The organism is Streptomyces sp. NPDC051636 (assembly GCF_044453765.1).
Classification (GTDB): domain Bacteria; phylum Actinomycetota; class Actinomycetes; order Streptomycetales; family Streptomycetaceae; genus Streptomyces.
The window spans coordinates 174017-198324 of the sequence record NZ_JBITDA010000003.1 but is presented as its reverse complement, the minus strand read 5'-3'; the positions used below and the strand labels follow the sequence as shown (position 1 = coordinate 198324).

Annotated in this window: 21 protein-coding genes and 1 pseudogene; 11 read left to right on the top strand and 11 right to left on the bottom strand. The window is 71.2% G+C overall.

Features of this window, described 5'->3' with window-relative positions; all coding sequences use genetic code 11:
* Positions 1 to 27 precede the first annotated feature (27 nt).
* The 3 genes from ACIBBH_RS07920 to ACIBBH_RS07910 are packed head-to-tail and all read right to left on the bottom strand — an operon-like array spanning position 28 to position 2365.
* Entirely contained in the window at positions 28 to 438 is a 411-nt protein-coding gene (locus ACIBBH_RS07920; RefSeq protein ID WP_399403075.1) for a RidA family protein, read from the bottom strand.
* Entirely contained in the window at positions 435 to 1220 is a 786-nt protein-coding gene (locus tag ACIBBH_RS07915) for an IclR family transcriptional regulator (protein ID WP_399403074.1), read from the bottom strand. Before ACIBBH_RS07915 ends, ACIBBH_RS07920 begins: the two co-directional genes overlap by 4 nt.
* Positions 1217 to 2365 (bottom strand): sugar kinase, encoded by a 1149-nt coding sequence (locus ACIBBH_RS07910; protein ID WP_399403073.1) that lies wholly within the window; start codon positions 2363 to 2365, stop codon positions 1217 to 1219. Before ACIBBH_RS07910 ends, ACIBBH_RS07915 begins: the two co-directional genes overlap by 4 nt.
* Positions 2366 to 2499: 134 nt before the next feature.
* On the opposite strand from ACIBBH_RS07910, the gene ACIBBH_RS07905 reads away from it, so the two are divergent.
* Together ACIBBH_RS07905 and ACIBBH_RS07900 are read left to right on the top strand one after the other, a co-directional pair.
* Positions 2500 to 3771, top strand: coding sequence for an amino acid deaminase (locus ACIBBH_RS07905; RefSeq protein ID WP_399403071.1), 1272 nt, complete (start codon positions 2500 to 2502; stop codon positions 3769 to 3771).
* Positions 3772 to 3781: 10 nt separating this feature from the next.
* Complete coding sequence (locus ACIBBH_RS07900; protein ID WP_399403069.1) at positions 3782 to 5392, top strand: amidohydrolase family protein; 1611 nt, start codon at positions 3782 to 3784, stop codon at positions 5390 to 5392.
* A 22-nt stretch (positions 5393 to 5414) separates the two neighbouring features.
* On the opposite strand, the gene ACIBBH_RS07895 is transcribed toward ACIBBH_RS07900, so the two are convergent.
* Entirely contained in the window at positions 5415 to 6272 is an 858-nt protein-coding gene (locus ACIBBH_RS07895; protein ID WP_399403067.1) for a serine protease, read from the bottom strand.
* Between the two features lie 232 nt (positions 6273 to 6504).
* On the opposite strand from ACIBBH_RS07895, the gene ACIBBH_RS07890 reads away from it, so the two are divergent.
* The 3 genes from ACIBBH_RS07890 (at position 6505) to ACIBBH_RS07880 (ending at position 8951) form a co-directional block, all read left to right on the top strand.
* The gene (locus ACIBBH_RS07890; protein WP_399403065.1) at positions 6505 to 7158 is read left to right on the top strand and encodes a hypothetical protein; all 654 of its coding nucleotides are present in this window, start codon (positions 6505 to 6507) and stop codon (positions 7156 to 7158) included.
* A 73-nt stretch (positions 7159 to 7231) separates the two neighbouring features.
* The gene (locus ACIBBH_RS07885) at positions 7232 to 8443 is read left to right on the top strand and encodes a pyridoxal phosphate-dependent aminotransferase (RefSeq protein WP_399403063.1); all 1212 of its coding nucleotides are present in this window, start codon (positions 7232 to 7234) and stop codon (positions 8441 to 8443) included.
* Positions 8444 to 8543: 100 nt separating this feature from the next.
* Positions 8544 to 8951 carry a hypothetical protein gene (locus ACIBBH_RS07880; RefSeq protein WP_399403061.1) on the top strand — a complete coding sequence of 136 codons (408 nt, stop codon included), beginning with the start codon at positions 8544 to 8546 and terminating at the stop codon, positions 8949 to 8951.
* Between the two features lie 333 nt (positions 8952 to 9284).
* Here the strand turns inward: ACIBBH_RS07880 and ACIBBH_RS07875 are convergent, their stop codons facing one another.
* A complete protein-coding gene (locus ACIBBH_RS07875; RefSeq protein WP_399403059.1) occupies positions 9285 to 11108 on the bottom strand; it encodes a phosphoenolpyruvate carboxykinase (GTP) in 1824 nt (607 codons plus the stop codon).
* A gap of 347 nt (positions 11109 to 11455) precedes the next feature.
* Here ACIBBH_RS07875 and ACIBBH_RS07870 point away from each other — a divergent pair, with 347 nt between their 5' ends.
* The 5 genes and pseudogenes from ACIBBH_RS07870 (at position 11456) to ACIBBH_RS07850 (ending at position 14467) form a co-directional block, all read left to right on the top strand.
* Positions 11456 to 12169 carry a hemolysin III family protein gene (locus ACIBBH_RS07870; RefSeq protein WP_399403057.1) on the top strand — a complete coding sequence of 238 codons (714 nt, stop codon included), beginning with the start codon at positions 11456 to 11458 and terminating at the stop codon, positions 12167 to 12169.
* Between the two features lie 41 nt (positions 12170 to 12210).
* Positions 12211 to 12699: pseudogene (locus ACIBBH_RS07865) on the top strand (MFS transporter); the annotation flags it as partial.
* The gene (locus ACIBBH_RS07860; protein ID WP_399403056.1) at positions 12696 to 13331 is read left to right on the top strand and encodes a TetR/AcrR family transcriptional regulator; all 636 of its coding nucleotides are present in this window, start codon (positions 12696 to 12698) and stop codon (positions 13329 to 13331) included. The pseudogene ACIBBH_RS07865 and the gene ACIBBH_RS07860, both read left to right, overlap by 4 nt.
* 33 nt (positions 13332 to 13364) lie before the next feature.
* On the top strand, positions 13365 to 14096 hold the full coding sequence (locus ACIBBH_RS07855; RefSeq protein ID WP_399403054.1) for a Mut7-C RNAse domain-containing protein: 732 nt from the start codon (positions 13365 to 13367) through the stop codon (positions 14094 to 14096).
* Between the two features lie 47 nt (positions 14097 to 14143).
* A complete protein-coding gene (locus tag ACIBBH_RS07850; RefSeq protein ID WP_399403052.1) occupies positions 14144 to 14467 on the top strand; it encodes a hypothetical protein in 324 nt (107 codons plus the stop codon).
* Here ACIBBH_RS07850 and ACIBBH_RS07845 read toward each other — a convergent pair.
* The 6 genes from ACIBBH_RS07845 to ACIBBH_RS07820 form a co-directional block, all read right to left on the bottom strand.
* Positions 14451 to 16856 (bottom strand): galactose oxidase-like domain-containing protein, encoded by a 2406-nt coding sequence (locus ACIBBH_RS07845; RefSeq protein WP_399403050.1) that lies wholly within the window; start codon positions 16854 to 16856, stop codon positions 14451 to 14453. The two genes, ACIBBH_RS07850 and ACIBBH_RS07845, sit on opposite strands and share 17 nt — an antisense overlap.
* Positions 16853 to 18049 (bottom strand): glycosyltransferase, encoded by a 1197-nt coding sequence (locus ACIBBH_RS07840; protein WP_399403048.1) that lies wholly within the window; start codon positions 18047 to 18049, stop codon positions 16853 to 16855. The genes ACIBBH_RS07845 and ACIBBH_RS07840 overlap by 4 nt, the downstream gene beginning before the upstream one ends.
* Positions 18046 to 19698, bottom strand: a complete 1653-nt coding sequence (locus ACIBBH_RS07835; protein WP_399403046.1) for an ArnT family glycosyltransferase — start codon at positions 19696 to 19698, stop codon at positions 18046 to 18048. Before ACIBBH_RS07835 ends, ACIBBH_RS07840 begins: the two co-directional genes overlap by 4 nt.
* The gene (locus tag ACIBBH_RS07830; RefSeq protein WP_399403044.1) at positions 19695 to 20963 is read right to left on the bottom strand and encodes a glycosyltransferase; all 1269 of its coding nucleotides are present in this window, start codon (positions 20961 to 20963) and stop codon (positions 19695 to 19697) included. Before ACIBBH_RS07830 ends, ACIBBH_RS07835 begins: the two co-directional genes overlap by 4 nt.
* 212 nt (positions 20964 to 21175) lie before the next feature.
* Positions 21176 to 23206 carry a thioredoxin domain-containing protein gene (locus ACIBBH_RS07825; protein ID WP_399403042.1) on the bottom strand — a complete coding sequence of 677 codons (2031 nt, stop codon included), beginning with the start codon at positions 23204 to 23206 and terminating at the stop codon, positions 21176 to 21178.
* On the bottom strand, positions 23187 to 23789 hold the full coding sequence (locus tag ACIBBH_RS07820; protein ID WP_399403040.1) for an ArsR/SmtB family transcription factor: 603 nt from the start codon (positions 23787 to 23789) through the stop codon (positions 23187 to 23189). The genes ACIBBH_RS07825 and ACIBBH_RS07820 overlap by 20 nt, the downstream gene beginning before the upstream one ends.
* A gap of 89 nt (positions 23790 to 23878) precedes the next feature.
* On the opposite strand from ACIBBH_RS07820, the gene ACIBBH_RS07815 reads away from it, so the two are divergent.
* Positions 23879 to 24274, top strand: a complete 396-nt coding sequence (locus tag ACIBBH_RS07815; RefSeq protein WP_399403038.1) for a hypothetical protein — start codon at positions 23879 to 23881, stop codon at positions 24272 to 24274.
* The last annotated feature ends 34 nt before the right edge of the window (positions 24275 to 24308 follow it).

Here is a 24308-nt window from a genome sequence, read left to right as displayed (position 1 = left end):
TTACGACGTGCGGATGGTGAGGGAGCGTCAGCCGAGTACGGCGAGCGCGTCGATCTCGATGAGGTGCCCGGCGGGCAGGCCGACGTACACGGTGGTACGGGCGGCGGGCGGCTGGGTCAGGCCCTGCCGCTCGAAGTAGGCGTTGTATATCTCGTTCATCTCGGCGAAGTGGCCGGTGTCCGTGAGGTAGACGCGGATCATCATCACGTCGTCCCAGGAGGCACCGCCCTCGTCGAGGACGGCCTTGACGTTGTCGAGGGTCTGGAGGGTCTGCTCGCGCAGGCCGGGGCCGACGAGCGTGCGGGGCTTGCCCTCCTCGGCCGGGAGGAAGGCGACCTGCCCGGCGACCTGGAGGATGTTCCCCTTCCGCACGCCGTGCGAGAACTTCGCCGGCGGCGCGGTATGGGTCTTCGGGGTGAGCGCGGTCTTCTCGGTCATTCGGTGTCCCTGTCTGGGTGGGGTACGGGGTCGGACACGGGTGTCCTGCCGGAGTACTCGCCGCTGATCGCGTCCGCCGTACGGCGCACCAGCGGGAGCAGGGTGAGGAGTTCGTCGGCGGTGACGACGACGTTCGGCGCGGAGAGCGACATCGCGGCGACCACCCGGCCGTCGGCGCCCCGGATGGGTGCGGCGACGCAGTTGATGGACTCCTCGTGGCCGCCGAGGTCGGTGGCCCACCCCTGTTCGCGGACCTTTTCCAGCTCCCGCAGGAAGGCTGCGGCGTTGGGGGTCGAACGGGGTGTGTAGAGGGGGTAGTCGAGCTTCTCGGCGAGGGCGCGGCGCTCGGGTTCGGGCAGGTCGGCGAGGAGGAGTTTCGCCACGGCCGCGACGGTGATGGCCACCGGTTTGCCGATCCGCGAGTACATGCGCACGGGGTAGCGGCTGTCCACCTTGTCGATGTAGAGGACCTCGCCCTCCTCGTACACGGCGAGGTGGACGGTGTGCCCGCAGCTCTCGTTCAGCCGGGCCAGGTGGGGGTGGGCGATCTCGCGGACGTCGAGGTTCTCCATCGCCTCCTGGGCGAGGGCGAAGAGGCGGGCGCCGAGGCGGTAGCGCTGGTCGGACTGGCGGTAGACGAGGCCGTGCTCGTGGAGCGTGCGCAGCAGGCGCAGGGCCGTCGATTTGTGCACGCCGAGGCGGTCGGCGACCTGGCCGAGGTCGGCGGGGCCCTCGGCGAGCAGCGGCAGGATGCTCAGCGCGCGGTCGACGGTCTGACTCATGGCGTACGTACCTCCTCGTCGGCCCAGTCAACGGCGTGCGTCCAGCCGGGGCCGAGTCGAAGTCTCCCCCACGCCTGCTCGTCCAGGGCGGCCAGCCGGTCGGCGTGGTCGCGGGAGGGAGGGGTGGCGAGGTCGCCGGGGACGGTGAGGGCGGCGGCGGCCATGAGGTGGCCGTGCCGGAGCCGGTCGCGGGCGGGGAGTCCGCGCAGGGTGGCGGAGAGGAACCCGGCGGCGAAGGCGTCGCCGGCACCGGTCGTCGCCACGACGTCGACCGTGAGGGCGGGGACGAAGGTGGCCGGCCGTGAGGTGCCCGCGGTCGCGGCTCGGAGGCGGGTCGCGCGGCCCGGCGCCGGCGGGGTGCCGCTCTTCCCGGCGGGTGCCGTCCCGGTCGGCACGCACGCCGGCGGACCGACGAACGCGGTCGCCCCCCGCGCCCCCTGCTTCACCACCAGCACCTCCGGCTCCGGAAGCGCGGCACGGATCGCGGACGGGCCGCCCTGGACACCCCACGCCTCCTCCGCCTCGTCCTCGCCGACGAAGACGATGTCCGCGCCCCGGGCCAGCTCCAGCAGCACCCGCGCCTCCGTGCCGTCCCACAGCCCGGGCCGGTGATTGACGTCGAAGGAGACGAGCGGTCCGCCGGTCCTCGGCGCCGTCAGTTCCCGCACCAGTTCCAGGCACTCCCCGGACAGCGCGCCCGTGATCCCGGACAGGTGCAGCACGCGTCCCGCCCGCACGGCGTCGAGGTCCACGTTGTCCACCGACATCGCCGAGGCTGCCGATCCCGCCCGGTAGTACGCCACCTCGTGGGCGTCGGTGCCCCGGTCGCCGGCGGTGCGGAAGTAGACGCCGGTCGGCCGGGCCGGGTCCCGCCGTACGGCGGTGACCTCGACGCCGTACGCCCCGACCGCCTCGACCAGGTGATCCCCGAACCCGTCCACGCCGACCCGGCTGACCCAGCGCGCGGTGTGTCCGGCGGACGCCAGCACACAGGCCACGTTGGACTCGGCGCCGCCGATCGCGCGGTCGAAGGACGGCACGTCCGCGAGGCGGCCGGGGCGGGTGGGCAGGAAGGTGACCATGGACTCGCCGAGCGCGACGACGTCCACGACGTCGGGGGCCTTGCGGGGTCCGGTGGTGGTCACGATCGTCGTAGCTCCTCGGTCCGGGTGGGGTGGCGGCCGTCGTTGACCCGGCGTTGGCCGAGATGTTAGACAGCGGTAAGCGATATGCGCAACGAACGTTGCACAGAATGCAACACACCATTTCAGGAGGCCTCATGAGCACCGAAGCGCTCGCCCGCCTGGCCGAGGAACGCGTCGACCACCGCTTCAAGGGCCTCCCGCCGGACGCCGACGGCCTCACCGTCGGCGAGCTGGCCGCCCAGCGCCGGAACCTCTTCACCGACGGTTTCACGACCCCGCTCCTCGCCCTGTCCGCCGAGCGCCTGGAGCACAATCTGAGGCTCATGGAGGCGTACGCGGCCCGCCACGGCCTCGCCTTCGCCCCGCACGGCAAGACCTCCATGGCCCCCCAGCTCTTCCGGCGCCAGCTCGACCACGGCGCCTGGGGCATCACGCTCGCGGTGCCGCACCAGGTGCGGGTGGCGCGGGCGTTCGGGGTCCAGCGGGTGTTCCTCGCCAACGAGCTGGTCGACCCGGCGGCCCTGCGCTGGATCTCCGCCGAGCTGGACGCCGACCCGTCCTTCCGCTTCGTCTGTTACGTCGACTCCGTGCGCGGGGCGGAGCTGATGGACGCGGCACTGCGGGGTGCCGCCCGCCCGGTGGACGTGGTGGTCGAGCTGGCCGCCGGGGAGGGGGCCCGGACCGGGGTGCGCACGGAGGCGGAGTGTGCGGCGGTCGCCGACGCGGTGGCCGCCGTACCCACCCTGCGGCTGGCCGGGGTCGCCGGTTACGAGGGCGAGGTGCCGCGGGCCGATCCGGAGCGGGTGGCCGCCTGGCTGCGGCGGCTGGTCGCGCTGGCCGCCGGCTTCGACGAGGCGGGGCGGTTCGCCGGGGCCGGCCTGGACGAGATCGTGGTCAGCGCGGGCGGCAGCGCCTGGTTCGACGCGGTGGCCGACGCCTTCGCGCGGATCCCCGGACTCTCCCTGCCGGTGCTGAAGTTGCTGCGCTCGGGTGCGTACGTCTCGCACGACGACGGCCACTACCGGAAGGTCACCCCCTTCAACCGCGTCCCCGAGGAGGGCGCCCTCGAACCGGCGTTCCGCCTGTGGGCGCAGGTGGTGTCCCGCCCGTCCGCCGAGCAGGCCTTCGTGAACGCGGGCAAGCGGGACGCGGCCTACGACATCGACCTGCCCTTCGCCCAGGTCGTCCGCCGGGACGGCGTCGAACGCCCCGCCACGGGTGTCTCGGTCACCGGCATGTCCGACCAGCACGCCTGGCTCGGCACCACCCCCGAGGCCGATCTGGAGGTCGGCGACTGGCTGGGCCTGGGCCTGTCCCACCCGTGCACGTCCTTCGACAAGTGGCCGCTGATCCCGCTGGCCCAGGCGGACGGCACGGTCGTCGACTACATCCGCACGTTCTTCTAGGAGGCCACCCGTGGAAGACCTCGTCATCCGGGACGCCGACGTCGTGGACGGCAGCGGAGAGCCGTCGTACCGCGCCGACGTGGTGATCGACGACGGCCGGATCGCCGCCATCGTCAAGGAGGCCGCGGCGGCGGGCTGCCAACGCCCGCGCGCCGTGCGGGAACTGGACGCGGAGGGTCTGGTCCTCTCCCCCGGCTTCATCGACATGCACGCCCACAGCGACCTCGCCCTGCTGCGCGACCCCGACCACAGCGCGAAGGCCGCGCAGGGCGTGACGCTGGAGGTCATCGGCCAGGACGGGCTGTCGTACGCGCCGGTCGACGACCGCACGCTCGACGGGGTGCGCCGGGCCATCACCGGCTGGAACGGGTACGGCGACGACATCGACTTCGACTGGCGGACGGTGGGCGAGTATCTGGACCGCCTGGACGGGGGCATCGCCGTGAACGCGGCCTACCTGATCCCCCAGGGCACGGTCCGCGCGCTCGTCGTCGGCTGGGAGGACCGCCCGGCGACGCCGGAGGAGATCGGCCGGATGCGGGAGCTGGCCGCTCAGGGCATGGAGCAGGGAGCGGTCGGGATGTCGTCCGGGCTCACCTACACGCCCGGCATGTACGCCGACGACGCCGAACTGACCGAGCTGTGCCGGGTGGTGGGCTCGTACGGCGGCTACTACTGCCCGCACCACCGCTCGTACGGGGCGGGCGCGCTGGAGGCGTACGCGGAGATGGTGGAGCTGACCCGGAAGGCGGGCTGCCCGCTCCATCTGGCCCACGCCACCATGAACTTCGGCGTGAACAAGGGCCGCGCGGCCGATCTGCTGGCGCTGCTGGACGACGCGCTCGCCGCCGGTGCCGACATCAGCCTCGACACCTACCCCTACACGCCGGGCTGTACGACCCTCGCCGCGCTGCTGCCGAGCTGGGCGAGCGCGGGCGGCCCGGAGAAGGTCCTCGCGCGACTCGCCGACGAGGAGACCGCCGAGCGGATCCGGCACGACCTGGAGGTCACCGGCTCCGACGGCTGCCACGGCGTGCCCGTCGAGTGGGACACCATCGAGATCTCCGGCGTGAGCGACCCCGCCCTCGCCGACCACGTGGGCCGCACCGTCCTCCAGGCCGCCCGGCTGCGCGGCGAGACCCCGTGGGCCACCGCCCGGCGGCTGCTGATCGGGGACCGGCTGGGCTCCACGATCCTGCAGCACGTCGGACACGAGGAGAACGTCCGGGCCATCATGCGGCACCGCACGCACACCGGCGGCTCGGACGGCATCCTCCAGGGCGCCAAGCCGCATCCGCGCGCGTACGGCACCTTCCCGCACTACCTCGGCCACTACGTACGGGAGTTGGGCGTGCTGTCCCTGGAGGAGTGCGTCGCCCACCTCACCGCTCGGCCCGCGGCCCGGCTGCGCCTGCCGGACCGCGGGCTGGTGCGCGAGGGCCACCGCGCCGACCTGGTCCTGTTCGACCCGGCGACGGTCGCGGCGGGGTCCACCTTCGAGCAGCCGCGCGCGCTGCCCGTCGGCATCCCGCACGTGCTCGTCGACGGCCGGTTCGTGATCGAGGACGGCCGCCGGACGGACGTACTGGCGGGCCGGGCGGTCCGCCGGACTCCCCGGTGACCGCCCTCCCGTCATGCCCCTGTCACGGCTTGGGCAGGGTGCAGCCGCTGAGGGTGAGGTCCAGCTTGTTACCGGTGGTGAAGCAGGCCGGGATGTTGTAGGTCTCCTCGGCGTAGTTGATGCCCTCGCGGACGGTCACATTGCCGCCGGCGTCGACCTCGCACGGGTTGTTGTCGGTGCAGCGCCCGCCGTCCTCGTTGCCGGTGTTGTTGACAGCGACGACCTTCCCGGTGGCGTTGTCGATGACCGGCGAGCCCGAGGTGCCGCCGATGGTCTGGCAGGCGGAGGTGTAGCGGACCGAGTCCTTCCAGGTCCAGCCGCCCTCCTTGAGGCGGTACACGAACCCGTCGATGTTGCAGGCGTAGGTCCGCTTCCAGTAGCCGGAGACGACCGTGATGGCGGTACCGGCGACCGGGTGCGTGTCCTGGAGCGTCAGCGCGCTGATCCCGTACGAGCTCTTGATCTTCGCGTACGTGGTGGTGAGCTGGTAGATCGTGACGTCGGTGTCGGTCATCGTCGAGTAGGCCACCTTGTCGGCGCGCAGTGTGCCGACCCTGGTGGCCGAGGAGTTGAGCAGGCCGAAGGTCCGGCTGGACGACTGGCCGACGATGACCTCGCCGGGCTCCGGGAAGCCGGTCTCCAGGCAGTGGCCGTTGGTCATGACCAGCGCCGGGTCGCTGTCGGCGGAGTTGGGGAAGCGGATGACCGAGCCGGAGCAGTTGCTGAGCGACACCGTGCCGGCGAAGTTGACGGCCTTGATCGAGGGCGCCGCGCTCTTGGCCGCGGTGGCGCCCTCGGCCGCCGTGGCGGCGGCCGCCGGTGCCATGCCCGCCCCGGTGATCACCAGGGTCGCGAGCGTGGCAAGGAGAGGCTTGTTCATGTGGGGGTCCCCTCTGCAGACGTGAGCGACCGGAGATCTTCCGGCCGCCTGCCGTCTTGTCATGGGCATTGTGATCTGAACGAGAGGGGACGGCAATAAGCCGCATGCAATGCGGCGCGTGCCACACGCCGGTCAACCCACCACGAAACAGGCCTACTTGGGACCCTTGGTATTCCCTCTGCCATGCCCCCTGGGGTTGCCCGGGGCGGATGCGTCCGCCGGGGCGGAGGCCGTGGACGTCGGAGTGGCCGAGGCGGTAGGCACGGAGCCGGAGGGGGCGGCGGAGGTGACGCCGGGGCTCGCGGAGCGCGCCGCGACGGCCGGCTCGGCACTGCGGGAGGCCGTGGCCCCCGCCTCCACGACGTCCGATCCGGTCGGCTTCGGGATGGGCGCGCTCCCGCTGCCGGAGGACTCGCCCGGGGAGTCCGACTCCGTGGCGGGCGCGGTGTCCCCCGACGTCGGCGACGTGCCGCCCTGCCGGCCCTGCGGGGCGTTCGACGACCCCGAGAAGGAGAGTCCGGCGATCACCGCGGCGAGGGACATCACGCCCACCGCCCCGGCGGTGACCGCGGCACGCCGCGCACGCCGGTCAGCCGCCCGCCTCCGGGAGCCGCGGCCGGCGGCCCGGCGCCGCTCCGCCCGGCCCCCGCCGGACGGGCCCTCCCCGGTGATCACCGGCAGTTCGCGCGTCTCGTCGTACGCGTTCTGCCAGCCATGGGCGGCCGCGGGATCGGCGTACTCCTCGTACGCCGGAGCCGCCTCGGCCGACGGGACGTACACGTTCGGTGGCGGCAGGGGCTCGCTCTCCGGCTGCGGCTGGGCGGGGCTCGACATGGCCCGCGATTCTAGGTACTGGTGGGCCTCCTGGGACAGCTACCGGCGATAACGGACCAAAGCGGCCGTCTCACGTGTCGGAAAACACGGCCCTGCGGGCGTTACCGGGCCGTAAGCTCCCTGACATGCAGGTGATCCAGTCGACCAAGCTAGCCAACGTCTGTTACGAGATCCGGGGCCCGGTACTCGAGGAGGCGATGCGGCTCGAGGCGGCGGGGCACCGCATCCTGAAGCTCAACACCGGCAACCCCGCCGCGTTCGGCTTCGAGTGCCCGCCGGAGATCCTGGAGGACATCCTCCGCAACGTCTCGACGGCACACGGCTACGGCGATGCCAAGGGCCTGCTGGCCGCCCGCCGGGCGGTCGTCATGCACAACCAGACCATCGGCATCGAGACGGACGTCGAGCACGTCTTCATCGGCAACGGCGTCTCCGAACTGATCGTGATGGCGATGCAGGGCCTGCTGGACGACGGCGACGAGGTCCTCGTACCCGCGCCGGACTACCCCCTGTGGACCGCCGCCGTGTCCCTGTCCGGCGGCACCGCCGTCCACTACCGCTGCGACGAGCAGTCCGACTGGATGCCCGACCTCGCCGACGTGGAGCGCAAGGTCACCGACCGCACCAAGGCGATCGTCATCATCAACCCGAACAACCCGACGGGCGCGGTGTACGACGAGGCGATGCTGCGGGGCCTGACCGACATCGCCCGCCGGCACAACCTGCTGGTCTGCTCGGACGAGATTTACGACAAGATCCTCTACGACGGCGCGACGCACACGCCGACCGCGGCCATCGCCCCGGACCTGATGACCCTCACCTTCAACGGCATGTCGAAGGCCTACCGGGTGGCCGGCTACCGGGTGGGCTGGATGTCGGTCTCCGGCCCGCGCGCGCACGCCGGCTCCTACATCGAGGGCCTGACGATCCTGGCCAACATGCGCCTGTGCGCGAACATGCCGGGCCAGCACGGGGTCGTGGCCGCGCTCAGCGGACGGCAGTCCATCAAGGACCTGGTGCTGCCGGGCGGGCGGCTGAAGGAGCAGGTGGACGTCGCCTACGACCTGCTCACGCAGATCCCGGGCGTGACGTGCGTCCGGCCGAAGGGGGCGCTGTACCTCTTCCCGCGCCTGGACCCACAGGTGTTCAAGATCAAGGACGACCGGCGGATGGTCCTGGACCTGCTGCGCCAGGAGAAGATCATGGTGGTCCAGGGCACCGGCTTCAACTGGCCCGAACCGGACCACTTCCGGGTGGTGACCCTGCCCTCGGTCGGCGACCTGCGGGACGCGGTGACCCGGATCGGCACCTTCCTGGACGGATACAGCCAGCCGTAGTCCACCGGTAGCCGGCGGGGCGCGATCCGTGATCGGGGTCAACTTTAGACGAAATCTAAGCTAGGATGGCTTCCTGCCAGAGCACAGGAGGCCATCTCCCATGTACGAACCGATCCGCACCAAGTCGGTCCACAGCACGATGGCCGGCACCACCTCGAACTTCCCCCACCGGTCGCGCGAGGAGGAACTGGACATCCAGCTCGCCGGCCACCTCGCGGCCCTCCTCGCCGTCACGGACGAACTGCGCGCGCTGACCCCGTCGGCCGACCTGGACACGGCGGCCGAGCGGCTCGCCGTGCAGGTGTCGCGACTGCGCGGCGGACGTACGCCGGTACGCGCGTCCACGGCGACCGTCACGGATCCGTCGACACTCCACCACCGCGCCCACGCCCTCGCCGGCCGCGCCCTCGTCGTCGCCGCCTCCCGGGCCGACACGGCGGCGGCGATCCTCTCGGCCGAGCGCATGGACGCGCACGCCGCCGCGCAGGAACTGAGCGGCACCCACTGACCCCTGCCGGGGTCCCCTGATCGGCCCCGGTCCGCGTGCACCCGCAGCGACGCGCGGACCGGGCGCCACAGCACTGCGTGGGCTCGGGCCGGCTCGGCCGGCGGCGTGTGCGACTCCGATCCGCCGCGACGGCACTCAGCCACAGCAGCGGCCTTGGGCGGTGCCGAACCGCGGGCAACCCCAACCCGCGACCGCCCGCGCACAACGCACACACGCCGGCGGGCCGGACCCGCGACGGCGTTGTCGCGCATCCGGCCCCGGCGGAGCGTCACCGCGGCCGACCAGGACGACGTCGCAGGTCAGGGCAAGTCGGGGTCGACCGCGGAGCCTTGGTCAGCCCAGGCGGGACACCAGGGCGTGGTACTGGTCCCAGAGTTCCTTCGGGGTGTGGCCGCCGAAGGTGTTGAGGTGCTCGGGGATGAGGGCCGCCTCCTCGCGCCAGACCTCCTTGTCGACCGTGAGGAGGAAGTCGAGGTCGGAGTCGGCCAGATCGAGGCCGTCGGTGTCCAGGGCCTCCCGCGTCGGCAGGACGCCGATGGGGGTCTCGACGCCCTCCGCCTTGCCCTCCAGGCGCTCCACGATCCACTTCAGGACGCGGCTGTTCTCACCGAAGCCGGGCCAGACGAACTTGCCCTCGTCGTTCTTGCGGAACCAGTTGACGTAGTAGATCTTCGGCAGCTTGGACTGGTCCTTGTCCTTGGCCACGTGGACCCAGTGGGCCATGTAGTCGCCCATGTTGTAGCCGCAGAAGGGGAGCATCGCGAAGGGGTCGCGGCGCAGTTCGCCGACCTTGCCCTCGGCCGCCGCCGTCTTCTCGGAGGCCACGTTGGCGCCGAGGAAGACGCCGTGGTTCCAGTCGAAGGACTCCGTCACCAGCGGCACCGCGCTGGCGCGCCGCCCGCCGAAGAGGATCGCCGAGATCGGCACGCCCTTGGGGTCCTCCCACTCCGGCGCGATGATCGGGCACTGCGAAGCGGGGACGGTGAAGCGGGCGTTGGGGTGGGCGGCCGGGGTCCCGGACTCCGGTGTCCAGTCGTTGCCCTTCCAGTCCGTCAGGTGGGCCGGCGGCTCCTCCGTCATGCCCTCCCACCACACGTCGCCGTCGTCGGTGAGCGCTACGTTGGTGAAGACCGCGTTGCCCCACAGCGTCTTCATCGCGTTGGCGTTGGTGTGCTCACCGGTGCCGGGCGCGACACCGAAGAAACCGGCCTCGGGGTTGATGGCGTAGAGGCGGCCGTCCTCGCCGAACCGCATCCAGGCGATGTCGTCGCCGATCGTCTCCACCGTCCAGCCGGAGATGGTCGGCTCCAGCATGGCGAGGTTGGTCTTGCCGCAGGCCGAGGGGAAGGCCGCGGCCACGTACTTCGACTCGCCCTGCGGCGGGGTCAGCTTGAGGATCAGCATGTGCTCGGCCAGCCAGCCCTCGTCGCGCGCCATGACGGAGGCGATGCGCAGGGCGTAGCACTTCTTGCCGAGCAGTGCGTTGCCGCCGTACCCGGAGCCGTAGGACCATATCTCGCGGCTCTCGGGGAAGTGCGAGATGTACTTGGTCGAGTTGCAGGGCCAGGGCACGTCCTCCTGGCCCGGCTCCAGCGGGGCGCCGAGGGTGTGCACGGCCTTCACGAAGAAGCCCTCGTCCCCGAGCTCGTCCAGGACCTGCCGGCCCATGCGCGTCATCGTGCGCATGGAGACGGCCACGTACGCCGAGTCCGTGATCTCCACACCGAGCGCGGAGAGCGGGGAACCCAGCGGGCCCATGCAGAACGGCACGACGTACATCGTGCGGCCGCGCATCGAGCCGCGGAACAGGCCGTTCTCGCCCTGGAAGATCTCCCGCATCTCCGCGGGCGCCTTCCAGTGGTTGGTGGGGCCCGCGTCCTCCTCCTTCTCGGAGCAGATGAAGGTCCGGTCCTCGACGCGGGCGACGTCGGTCGGGTCCGAGGCGGCGTAGTAGGAATGGGGGCGCTTGACGGGGTCGAGTTTCTTGAATGTCCCCTTGACTACGAGCTCCTCGCACAGTCGCTCGTACTCGGCCTCGGATCCGTCACACCAGACCACGTTGTCCGGCTGCGTCAGTTCGGCGATCTCGTTCACCCACGAGATCAGTTCCTGGTGGTTGGTGGGGATGACGGGGGGAGCCGCGATGTCGCGCGCCACGATTGCTCCTAAATGAGGGATTTTTTTCTTGGAGGCCCCGTGGGGGCTGCGACCCGGATGCTTCGTAGCCGCTCATCCGGTGCCGACCGCACTCATTTGATCATCCGATGGTACTGCGCATCTGTCCAGAGGGCCTCACAGGTGAGCGAAGTGAGGAAGGCCACGGTTATCCGCGCTCCTCCGGGATAACCCCTGGATCACTCCGGGATCCTTTACGTGCACGTTGGGTTGGCCTGAGAGATTTTTTGCGTTACGCCCGCGGGTTCCCCGTGAGACGATGGACACTCGGATCGGCCACCGACCCGCACTCATCCGTAACTTACGGTTCCGTAGGTACGATGCGGGTCATGACTGCGCCCGTCCCCGACGCACCCACGGACCCGCCGGCCACCGGCCGCGGTCCCGTCGCGCTCTCCCTGCCGCACCCGGTCAAGCCCAGACTCCGGGGCTGGCTGCATCTCGGAATGTTTCCGGCCGCGCTCATCGCGGGCCTGGTGCTCACCGCGCTCGCCCACTCCACCCGCGGCCGGATCGCCTGCGGGATCTACGCACTGACCGCCTGCCTGCTGTTCGGCGTCAGTGCGCTCTACCACCGGGGCGACTGGAGCCCGCGCATGGACGGCATCCTGCGCAGACTCGACCACGCGAACATCTTCCTGATCATCGCGGGCACCTACACCCCGCTGACCATGCTGCTCCTGCCGGGAGGCAAGGGGCAGTGGCTGCTGTGGAGCATCTGGGCGGCGGCGGCCGCGGGCATCGTCTTCCGCGTGTTCTGGGTCGGCGCCCCGCGCTGGCTCTACACCCCCTGCTACATCGCGATGGGCTGGGCGGCCGTCTTCTTCCTGCCCGACTTCCTGCACGCCGGGGGCATCGCCGTCCTGGTCCTGGTGGTCGTCGGCGGCCTGCTCTACAGCGCGGGCGGCGTGATCTACGGGATCAAGCGGCCCAACCCCTCACCTCGCTGGTTCGGCTTCCACGAGGTGTTCCACTCCCTCACCCTCGCCGCCTTCGCCGTCCACTACGTGGGCATCTCCCTGGTGGCGTACACACACCCCTGACGCTCCCCCGCACAGTGGCCACGGCTCCCCAGCCGTGGCCCTCGGTGGTGCCCGCGATGGACGGGGCGCTGGCGGCCCTGCCCCGCGACCGGGCCGGCAGCGGCTCCGGGCTGCTGATGACCCTGCGCCAGGTCGGCGGCGCGATCGGCATCGCGCTGCTGGGCAGCCTGCTGGCGAGCGCCTTCCGCGACCGGCTGGACGTCGCCGGGCTCCCCGGCGATGCCGCGCACACCGCCGGGGAGTCGGTGGTCGCCGCGCACATCGTCGCCGAGAAGGCGGGCTCGCCCCACCTGACGGCCTCCGCGAACGGCGCCTATGTGCACGGCATGGGCCTGGTCCTGCTGGTGTGCGGCATCGCCTCCCTGGTCACCGCGCTCCTGGCCGGAGCGTTCCTGCCCAACGGCTCCACCGGGGCCGCGAAGACCCCCGCACCCGCGAAGCCCCCGGCCGGACCCGGCTCCTCCGGGGAGCCCGCCGCGGTCGACGCCGCCCCGCGCGTGGTCGCGTCCGAGCCGGATGCCCGACAATGACCACCATGACGGCACGCACCTCCTCCCCGGCCGACCGCCCCCGGCTCAGCCTGCGGGAGCGGAAGAAGATCAAGACCCGCGAGGCGATCCGCACGGCGACGTACGCCCTGGTCGAGGAGCAGGGCTACGACGCCACCACGATCGAGCAGATCGCCGACCGGGCCGAGGTCTCGCCGTCGACCGTCTTCCGGTACTTCCCGACCAAGGAGGACATCGTCCTCACGGACGAGTACGACCCGGTCCTCCTGGAGGAGCTGCGCGCCCGGCCCGCGGACGAACCGTGGACCGAGTCCCTGCGGCACGTCGTGCGCAAGGCCGTCACCGCGGGGATGCAGGAAGACCCGGAGGTGGCCCGGCTGCGGGCCCGCCTCGGGGCCGAGGTGCCGGCGGTCCGCTCCCGGATGATGGAGAGCATGTCGGCCGCCGGCCGGCTGCTCTGCCGGGCCATCGCGGACCGCACCGGCCTGGACCCGAACGCCCTGGAGGTCCGGGTCCGGGCGATGTCCCTCGTCGGAGGGCTGATGGAGGTCTCCGTGTACTGGGCGGAGAACGGCTGCCAGGGAGAGCTCCAGGACCTCATGGACCGCGCCCTGGACGTCATGGAACACGGTCTCCCCGGCGAAAACCGCTGAGGCCCGGCCGCCTTCCCGTGCCATCCTGACCAGGTGAACGGTCCCGAGATCCACGTCGAAGTCGCCGCCGAGCTGCGGCTGTTCGTCCCGCACGCCCGCCGCCTGGGCGCCACCCCGGTGCCCACCGACGGCGTCTCGACGCTCGGCCACGTCGTCGAGTCCCTCGGCGTCCCGCTGACCGAGGTCGGCGCGCTGGTCGTGAACGGCCGGGAGGTGCCGGCCTCGCACGTCCCGGTGGCCGGCGAGCGGGTGGACGTACGAGCGGTCGAGCGCCCCCAGCGGGTGCCCGGCGCTCCCCTGCGCTTCCTCCTCGACGTCCACCTCGGCACCCTGGCCCGCCGCCTCCGCCTGCTCGGCGTCGACACGGCGTACGAGTCGACGGACATCGGTGACCCGGCGCTGGCCGCCCGCTCGGCGGCCGAGAAACGGGTCATGCTCAGCCGCGACCGGGGCCTGCTGCGCCGCCGCGAACTGTGGGCGGGCGGCTACGTCTACAGCACCCGCCCCGACGACCAGCTCCGCGACGTCCTCGGCCGCTTCCACCCCGAACTGCGCCCGTGGACCCGCTGCACCGCGTGCAACGGCCTGCTGAAGGACGCCACGAAGGACGAGGTGGCCGACCAGCTCAAGCACGGCACCCAGCGCTCCTACGACGTCTTCGCCCAGTGCACCGAGTGCGGCCGCGCGTACTGGAAGGGCGCGCACCACGACCAGCTGGAGGCCATCGTGGAGCGCGCGTTGAGCATGCGTACCCAGCAGGGTTGAGTGTCCGGGCCGATCACCGGGACCGCCCGGGCCGGTTGGCTGGGGCCATGACGACATCACCGCGCACGGCCGCCGATCGACGTCTCACCCGGTGGTCGGCGTGGGGACTGGTCCTGCTGATCCCCAGCGTGCTCCTCTCGGCGCTCGCCGCGCTCTCGAGCGAGCGCGGCACCCGCTGCGTCGAGTACAACGAGTGCCCCCAGGTACCGGGGGCGCTCGTGTACGGCTGTTTCCTCTCGGCACTCGCCGCGGGCGTCCTCGCCGGGCTGTGGCCCCGGGGCCGTGGAACCCCGGGGCGGACCTGGGCCGTGGTGCTCCAGTGGAGCGCCCAGGCTCTGCTGTCCCTCCTGATCCTCAGCTACGGCGCCTGACATCCCCGTTCCCGCAGGCCAGCCCGTCCCCGTTCGGGTCGAGGCCCAGGGGGTCGTCCCTGCCGTTGGTCTTCAGGCGGCCGTAGTGGTTCCGCTTGAGCCAGGCGCAGCGGGCCGCTGCCGTCTTCTCGACCTGCGGCGGGAAGACGGTCGGCACGCACACGTTGATCGAGCCGTAGTGCCGGTCGCAGCCCGAGAGGGTGGTGCCGACCTTCTGCGACGCCCGCTTCTTGCCGGGGCCGGAGACCCTGCCCTGGAGGGAGTCGGCGAAGGAGTGGACGTGGGCGGAGGGGTCCGAGGCGCTGAGGGCGGCCGGGCCCTGCAGGTGCACCCACTTCGCCACCGACGGCACCCCGCCGGCATCGACCGCGAAGAGCATGTACCAGCCGGGCGGGGCCAGGTTGGGGTTGCTCGTGACGTTGAGGTCGACGTTGTCGCCGTCCACCGACAGAGGCAGGTCGACGAAGCGCTGGTTCGGGTCGGAGGAGTGGGTGACGGCGGCCGGGCGGATCAGTTCCGCCTTCGCGATCGGGCGGTCGACGGTGATGCGCTGGGTGTCGCCGTACTTCCACTCGGTACTGATCAGTGAGGTGATCGTCGGCCGGGTGCCCTTGTAGAGGTAGGGCGGGGTGTAGATCGACACGTTGTGGTTCCAGCTGCCGTTGCCCGGGTTGTCGCCCGTCGACATCACCCGGCCGTCGGGCAGCAGGAACGAGGACGAGTGGTAACCGCGGGCCTCCGGATCGGCGGCCACCGGGTCGAAGGCGGACGTCGCCGGGTCGTAGACCGACGACTCGTACACCGGGTCGGCCCGGTTGTGCAGCGCGCCGCCCGTCTCCAGCACCTTGCCGTCGGGCAGCAGCACGGCGGAGACGTACATCTTGCCCTGGTTGCCGGTCTCGGCGGTCCTGCCGCCTCCCAGGTCCACCGTGCCCTGCGGGATCGGTGGCCCGGCGACGTACGACGGGTCGGCCTGCTTGAGGTCGATGATGTCGGTCAGCCGGTTCGCGTCCGGGTTGGAGTCGATGTTGCCGCCGCCGAGGGTGAGGACCTTCTGGTCCTGCGCCGGAGGCAGCAGCACGCTCGCCGACTGGTCGCGCTCGTCCTTGTTCCGCAGGCCGGGGATCTGCGTGATCGTGTTGGCGTCGTAGTCGTAGATCGCCGAGCCGGTGCCGGGGATGTTGTTGCCGAAGACATGGCTGCCCGTGTAGAAGAGGCGGCCGTCCTGCATGAGGATCATCGACGGGTACAGACCCCAGTAGGACCAGGTCTGGTTCACCTGCCACAGCGCCAGCCACTTCCGCTGGGCGTCCGACCAGTACTCGGCGGTCACCGAACCGGTCGAGTCCTCCCGCAGCCCGCCGAAGGAGATCACGTCACCGTTGCCGAGCTCGGTCGCCGACGGGTACCAGTGGCCGTCGTTGAGGTCGTTGGTCCTGCTGTACGTCTCGGTCTTCGGGTCGAAGACGTACGAGTCCTTGAACCCCTCGTAGCCGTGCCCGCCCGCGACCGGATAGGCCTTGTTGCCGCTCATCACCAGCACCCGCCCGTCCTGGAGCTGGACGTGGCCCGCGCAGAACATGTCCTTCGGCGTGGGGATCACCTTGTAGGTGCCCTTCGCCGGGTCGTACACGGCGCTGGTGAAGGTGCCCGCGTCGAACTGCTCCTCGCTGTTGCCGGAGCCCGCGATCAGCAGCACCTTGCCGTTGCTGAGAACGACGGAGTGCATGGAGCGGACCGGGTTCTGTGTCGGCAGGACGGACCAGCTGCCGTCGGCGCACTGGGCGTTCGTGCCGGTGCACCGGGCCGGCGGGAGCGTGTCCGGTACCTGCTCCATCGTGTAGTCGTCGGTGGTCGCCGAGCCGGTGCCGTAGACGGAGACACCCCAGGTGATGCGGTCGGTGCCGGCCGGAACCTCGGGCGTGCGGACCGTGGCCTGTGCCCACGCCGACGCCATGTCCAGGGTCTTGACGTCGGTCCAGTACTGCCAGCCGGAGATGGCGTCGTGCCGGAAGAGGGTGATGTTCGCGTCCGGGGTCGTGGTTTTGTACCAGAGCCCGAGGTCGTACTGCTTGCCGGCGCTCACGACCGGCGCGCAGTCGGTGGACTCGGTGAGCATCGCCTTGCGGTCGCCGGAGACCCGGCGGGTCAGCGTGACCCTCATGGCCTTCGCGCCGGAGTGCGCGTCGGAGGTGGTCTCGTAGGCGAAGTCGTTGTCGCCCCAGCCCGCCTTCTCCCAGCAGTACGGCATGTCGCCGGTACTGGCGGTCTCGAAGCCGGGGTTCTTGACGAGGTTGGCGGCTTCGGCGCTCTGCGGCGAGGTGAGGAGGAGACCGGCGGTCAGGGCGCCCACCCCGACCAGCGCGGTCCGTCTGCGGTATCTACTCACACGGCTCTCCTTGCGGTCGTACGGTTCCCACGGCGTCGTCGCGGGAGATAGACCAGCGCTTCGGTCCCCACGAAGCGCAGGACGAACGTCAGCACCAGCGCGAAGGCGGTGGCGGGCAGCGCGCCCATCCGGAACCGGTCGACGAGCAGCGCGATCAGCGGGATGCGCAGCACCAGGTCGGCGTTGGCGAGCAGCGCGAACCGGCCGAGCCGGTCCCACCAGCGGCGATGTGCGCGCCGGTCGCGGAACAGCAGATGCTCGATGAGCAGGAAGTTCCAGGCGACGCCGAACTGGTTGGCGAGGATCTCGGCGGGCACGTAGTGCAGGCCGGCGACGGTGAGGAGGTACAGGCCGAGCAGGTTCGGTACGAAGCCGCTCGCGCCGATCAGGCCGAAGCCGACCATGCGCGCGACCGGGGACGCGGTCCGCAGCCCGGCCAGGTGACGCAGGAAACGGAAGCCCTCTGTGGCGGTGGACTTGGACTCGCCGGCGAACCGGTCCTGGAAGACGAACGGCACCTCGGCGACCTGCCGCGGCCTGCTCCGTACGGCCAGCTCCAGCAGGATCTTGTAGCCGAGCGGCTTGAGGACGTCGGCGGTGACCGTGCTGCGCCGGATGGCGAAGAAGCCGCTCATCGGGTCGCTGATGCCGTGCAGTCTGCGCGGGAAGAGGGACTTGGTCAGCCAGGTCGCCCCGCGCGAGACGGCCACCCGGTAGCTGCCCGCGAGCCCGGCCCGGCTGCCGCCCTTGATGTACCGGGAGGCGACGACGAGCCCGGCGTTCGACCGCTCGCCGGTGGCGACCAGCTCCGGGACGAGGGAGGGCGGGTGCTGGCAGTCGCCGTCCATGACGACGATCCACTCCGAGCCGGCCGCCTTCAGCCCCTCCACGACCGCCCCGCCGAGCCCGCCCACCGGCTCCTCGCGGTGCAGCACGGTCACCGGGAAGGGGCAGTCCTGCGCGGCCTGCCGGATGACGTCGGGTGTGTCGTCGGTGGAGTCGTCCACGAAGACCACCTCGCAGGGCAGCCGGGACGGCACCGACTCGGTGATCTGGTGGAGGAGCCGGCGGATGTTCGCGGACTCGTTGAAGGTCGGTACGACGATGGTGACGGCACCGGGCTCGGGCACCTCGGAGGCCCGTACCGCCGGGTCGCCCAGCTCGCCGGGGACGGTGTACTCGTGGCTGCTCATCGGGCGCCTCCCGGGCCGGCGGTCCGGATCTGCCGGATCTCGATGCGGTCGGGGCCGGTGCCGAAGGTGGCGACCGGGGTGGAGTGCCGGATGGCGGCCCGTACGTTGGGCAGGTCGCGGGCATCCCGCCGGACCGTCGGCGAGGCGACCACGTAGTCGAGGTCCCGCCAGCCGTGCGGCATCGTCTTCGTCACCGCCGGGTCGAGGTCCGCCTTGTAGAACCAGATGGCGCCGAGCCCGGGCCGGTATCCGTCGTGCACCAGGTCCAGCCAGAGCGCGTCGTCGACCAGGACCCGGGTGTCCTTCGGGTCCCCGACCTTGCTGCCGAGCCACTGGGAGGCCTGCCGGTAGGGGGCGTTGGCGTCGGCGGTGACGGCGGTGCGGTCGCCGTCGTACCAGTGCGGTACGACGTAGGCGCCGGCGGCGAGGGCGAGGACGGCCGCGAGCACGTACCGGCCGCCGGTGACGTACCGCTTCTCGCCCTCCGCCCGCCACCGGCGCAGCACGGCGTGGGTGACGGAAGCGACGCCACCGGCGAGGACGAGGGCGAGGAAGGGCAGGGCGCCGATGACGTACATCGCGGGCAGGTAGCCGTCCGGCCGCATGGCCACGGCGGCCAGGATCGCGACGGCCAGGGCTGGTCCGGCGAGGGCCCGGGCGGTGACCGACCAGCGCCAGGTGGCCAGGAGCAGCAGGGCGCCGGCGAGGCCGCCGAGGGGCAGGACGCGGTCGTAGTACAGCCAGGAGTGCAGAACGCCGTACGAGCCGGAGGCCTGGTCGAGGATGAAGCCCGAACCCGGCCTGGAGACCTGGTACTTGATGCCGTCCCAGAGCGAGACGTGCCCGCTGCCGGGGAACAGCTCGCCCTTGAGGAGGGCGAAGAGGGGGTACGCGAAGCCGACCAGGACGCAGGCGGTGACGGCGCCGGTGAGGGCGAACTTGCGGGTGTCGCGGTGGCCGTGGCGCCACATGGTGACGACCAGGGCGGGCAGGACGACAAGCATCGTCTCCTTGGTGAGCACGCCCGCGGCGGCGGCGAGCCCCGCGCCGAAGTGGTGCCAGAGGTGCCGGCTGGGCGAGGCGGCGAGGCAGAACGCCAGCAGCAGCCACATCACGGCGATGTTGTCGAGGAATATCTCCCGCTGGAGGACGACGGACAGCGGGGAGAGCCCGAAGAGGGCCATGCCGACTCCGGCCGCCCAGCGGGGCAGGGACAGCCGTCGCCCGAGGACGTAGACCAGCACCGCGCTGACCCCGCTGACGACCAGCATCGCCACGCGCATCGTGCCGACGGTCATGGCGCCGGGGTCGATCGCGGACGGCAGCCAGGTGAGCAGGGCTATCTGGATCCAGCCCAGCGGCGGGTGGTCGTACCAGTAGGTGTAGTGGGCCAGGCCCTTGCCCTGCTGGACGGCCCAGGCCTGGGCGAGGTAGGTGCCCTCGTCGTCGCTGAGGGTCGGGTAGTCGGCGATGTTCCAGCCCTGGACGACGAGGATCGCGGCGAGCAGGGCGGCGCACAGGAGCAGGTCGGGGCGGGAGGAGCGGAGTCGGGCCGGCGGGATGGTCCGACCGGTCGAACGGGTTTCAGGTGCAGGTCGGCGTTGCGCGGGGACCTTGGGAGTGGTCACCGCGGGAAGGATGGAGGTCACGCGGTAGCGTCCTCTCGGATCGTCTCGGCCGCGGTGAGGTGCGCGCCGACGTGAGTGGTCAGCTCCCAGTCGTTGCGGCCGCGTTGCTCGCGCCAGACGGCGCGGACGGCGGCCCCGGCGAGGAGGACCTGGTAGAAGGGCCCGCCCACGATGAGCTTCGCGTAGTGGACGAAGCGGACGCGCAGGCCGTACTGGATGCCGAAGTCGTGCAGTCCGACCACCTCGAAGACGAAGGTGACGGCGGCGGTGACCAGGGGCAGGAAGGTGAGGAAGGCGATCCCGACGGGCACGTCGAGGAAGAGCGCGACGGCGGCGTTGAGCGGGATGATCACGCCGGAGAAGGCCTGCAGGAACGGTGTCATCAGCGTGTACCGGGCGAGCAGCCGCTGGCCGAAGCCCGGCAGTTGCTTCCAGTCCTTCTTGCGGTAGACCTGCAGGAAGCCCTGGTTCCAGCGGGTGCGCTGCTTCAGCAGCGACATGAGGCTTCCGGGCGTCTCCTCGCGGGTGACCATGTCGGAGTCGTACGCGACGACCACCTTCTTGCCGACGCTGGACAGGCGCACACCCAGGTCGCAGTCCTCGGCCAGGCAGTTCGGGTCCCAGCCGTCCGCCTCCCTGAGGACGTCGGTGCGCACGAAGACGGTGTTGCCGCCGAGCGGGATGAAACCCTTCTGCGCGTGCAGGTGCAGCCGGGAGCGGAACCAGAAGAAGTACTCCAGGCAGTTGCGCAGGCTGTACCAGCTGGAGTGGAAGTTGATGAGCTGGACGCCGCCCTGGACGACATCCGCCTTCGTCGTCCGGAACGCGTGGTCGACGTGGGCGAGCAGTTCGGGATGGACCTGGTCCTCGGCGTCGAAGACCCCGACGACGTCACCGCGGCAGTGCGGCAGCGCCGTGTTCATGGCCTTCGGCTTGTTCTTCTTCTCGTGGGTGTCGACGACGACCCTCACCCGCGGGTCACGCTCGGCGGCCCGGTCGGCCACCTCCGCGGTCTCCGGGTCGTCGTGCCCGACGATCACGATGATCTCGAAGTCGGTGTGTGTCGACTCCAGCAGCCGCTGAATGGTGTGGTCCAGCACGGCTTGCTCATGCCGGGCCGGCAACAGCAGCGAGAACGACAGTTGTTCGTCGCCGTCCGGTCTGCCGAAACGGGTGGAGGCGAGCACTTCGGGCGTACGCCACGCGTGCATCTGCCACCACAGAGTGAAGGCCGCCATCCAGAACAGGGCCAGTGAAACGGCAGCAATGAAGACAGACGTCAGCAAACAGATCCCCCCAGATCCCAAGTCCCCCTGTCGCGACGGTGCGTCACACCTGTCGCGTCACTGTGGAGAGGTTAGGGGGGATCTGTGAATCAGGAGCGCTGTTCTTATAAATAGTGTGTTTCGGAACGGTGGTACAGGAAGCGGTATCTACCCGAACACCTGCGCAATTCCCGACAGAGTGAACATCTCGGTTTTCAGTGGTTCCAGTCGTTTCAGCCGCTCAGCGTCGCCCGCAGCCGCTCCGGGTCGGTCGTCGGGGCGTCACACGTGAAGTTACGGCAGACGTACGCCGCCGGTTCACCGCCGACGAGGGGCCGCTCGGCGAGGAGGGGGAACTCGTCGCTCCCCGGGGTGCCGACGGCGACCACGGCACCGGGGGCGGTGCCCAGAAGTGCCGTACGGTGCAGGGTTTTCGTGGCCGGGTCGTCGAGGGCCGGTCCGATGACCGCCACTTCCCTGGGCCCGTCGAGGAGGGCCTCCGCGACGGCCAGGCCCCATCCGATGAACCGCGGGACGCGCGGCCCGAGCGCCTTCACGACGCCCAACGCCTTCTCCGCCGCCGCGCGATGGGACTCGGAGCCCGTGTGGGCGGCATAGCCCAGCAGGGCGCCCGCGGCAGCCGTCCAGCCGGAGGGGGTGGCGTTGTCGGTGGGGTCCTGCGGCCGGCGGATCAGCTTCTCGGCGTCGGCGGCGGTGTCGTACAGGGCGCCGGTCCCGGGGTCGGTGAAGCGGGCGAGCACATGGTCGAGGAGCAGCCCGGCGAACTCCAGCCAGACCCCCTCCCCGGTCACGGACGCCAGCGCGAGGAAGCCCTCGGCGACGTCGGCGTAGTCCTCCAGCACACCCGCGTTGGCGCCGGCCCGGCCGTCGCGGCTGGTGCGGGCCAGATGGGCGTGCTCGTCCAGGTGGAGCCGTACGAGCAGGTCGGCGGCGCCGACCGCGGCCTCGACCAGGTCGGGGCGGTCGAAGCAGGCGCCGGTCTCGGCGAGGGCGGCGATGGCGAGGCCGTTCCAGGCGGCGACAACCTTGTCGTCGCGGCCGGGGGCGGGGCGCTCGGCACGCGCGCGCAGGAGGCGCTCGCGGATGGAGGCGATTTTCCCGGCGTCGGACACGCCCTCCCGCTGCGGGAGTTGCAGGACCGACTGTCCGTGCTCGAAGGTGCCCTCTTCCGTCACCGCGAAGTACTGGGCGGCGAGTCCGGCGTCCTCGGCGCCGAGGATGTCCGCCAGCTGCCGGGGCGTCCACGCGTAGTACGCGCCCTCGACGTGCCTGCCGGTGCCGTCGTCGCTGTCGGCGTCGAGGGCGGAGGCGAACCCGCCCTCGCCGGTGCGCAGCTCGCGGACCATGAAGTCGGCGGTCTCCAGGGCTACCCGGCGGGCCAGCTCCGAGCCGGTGGCCCGCCAGAGGTGGGCGTAGACGCGGCACAACAGGGCGTTGTCGTACAGCATCTTCTCGAAGTGGGGCACGATCCAGTCGCGGTCGACGGAGTAGCGGGCGAAGCCGCCGCCGAGCTGGTCGTAGATGCCGCCGCGTGCCATGCGCTCACAGGTGTCCTGGGCCATCTGCAGGGCGCCCTCGGCGCCGGTGCGGGCGTGGTGGCGCAGCAGGAACTCCAGGACCATCGACGGCGGGAACTTGGGGGCGCCGCCGAAGCCGCCGCGCTGCGGGTCGTACTCGCGGGTGAGGCCGAGAAGGGCATGGGCCAGGTCCTGTTCGCCGGGGACCTGCGTGGTCTGGTAGCCGATCTCCCGCTGCGAGAGGTCCCGCACGATCTTCCCGGCGACCTCGGTGACCTCGTCCCGACGGTCGGCCCAGGCGTGCCGGACGCCCTCCAGGACCTGCCGGAAGGAGGGCATCCCGTGCCGGGGCGCCGGCGGGAAGTAAGTGCCGAAGTAGAAGGGCTCGGCCTCCGGAGTGAGGAAGACCGTCATGGGCCAGCCGCCCTGCCCGGTGGCCGCCTGGACGGCCTCCATGTAGACGGCGTCCACGTCGGGGCGTTCCTCGCGGTCGACCTTGATGTTGACGAAGTGCTCGTTGAGGTAGTCGGCGGTGGCCCGGTCCTCGAACGACTCGTGGGCCATGACGTGGCACCAGTGGCAGCTGCTGTACCCGACGCTGAGCAGCACCGGTTTGTTGGTCTTGCGGGCCTCCTCGAAGGCCTCGGCCGACCAGGGCCACCAGTCGACGGGGTTGTCGGCGTGCTGGAGCAGGTACGGGGACGTCTCATGGGCCAGTCGGTTCACCTTTCCACTCTCCCACGCTGTCCGGCACGGCGTAGAAACGGAGACTGACCGGGCGCGCCCCCTCGGGGGCGTCCTCGCGGGTGTGGCCGTAGCGGGACAGGAGTTCGTGGTAGTCGCGCATGAAGGCGAGCACCTCCTCCCTGGTCATCCAGCTGCCGTGCCGCTGGACCTGGGCCCAGCCCTGCGGACCCCGGTACTCCTCGTGGGCGCGGCGGAACAGTTCCGTGTCGACCTCGATCTTCAGCAGGGCGAGGTGTTCGGCCGCCGCGTACTCCTCCGGGTTCATCGTGGCCGGGTCGGGCGTCGTGTGGCTGAAGGGCAGCGCCCGCCACCAGCGCTCGCGGCCCCGGGACTTCTCCGGGATCTCCTCGATGAGCCGTTGTTCGGCGAGTTTGCGCAGGTGGTAGCTGGTGGTGCCGGAACTCTCGCCGAGTTCGCGGCCGAGCACGGTGGAGTTCGCCTCGCCGTGCCGGCCCAGGTAGTCGAGGATCCGCCGGCGCAGGGGGTTGCCGAGGGACTTGTAGAGAGCGGTGCGTTCGAAGCTGGTCAGTTCGGGCGCGGTGGTGGGGTCGGGGACGGACATGGGAACACGGTAGCCCGCGGCGTCACTCCGCAGAGCGACGTCTGCAGAATTTTGTTTGCAGAATATTCTCTGTGGTCTAGCGTGGAGGCATGCGAACGAAACGGATCCCGATCCTGCTCGGCGCGGCCGCGGCCCTGCTCGTACCGTGGATGGTGGTGCTCGGCCTCACCCTCCCGGCGAACACGGAGGTCCGGCACTGGTCCCTGGCCTGGATCGGCCTCGACGTCTTCATGGCCACGGGCTGCGCCGCCACGGCCCTGCTGGGCCTGCGCGGCGACTCCCGCGCCCGCCTCACCGCCTCCGCGACCGCCACCGTCGCGGTGCTCGACGCCTGGTTCGACATCACCACGGCCCCGTCGGGCGCGGCTCTGCTCCAGGCCGTCGCCTGCGCGGTGGCGGAGGCTGCGCTCGCCGCCGCCTGCGTACTCCTGGCACTCCGTGATCGTCGCCCCTCCCGCTCTCCCGCCTCCCCCGAAGGACACTGATATCCAAAGGAGTTGACGCCGGAGGGGGACGGGA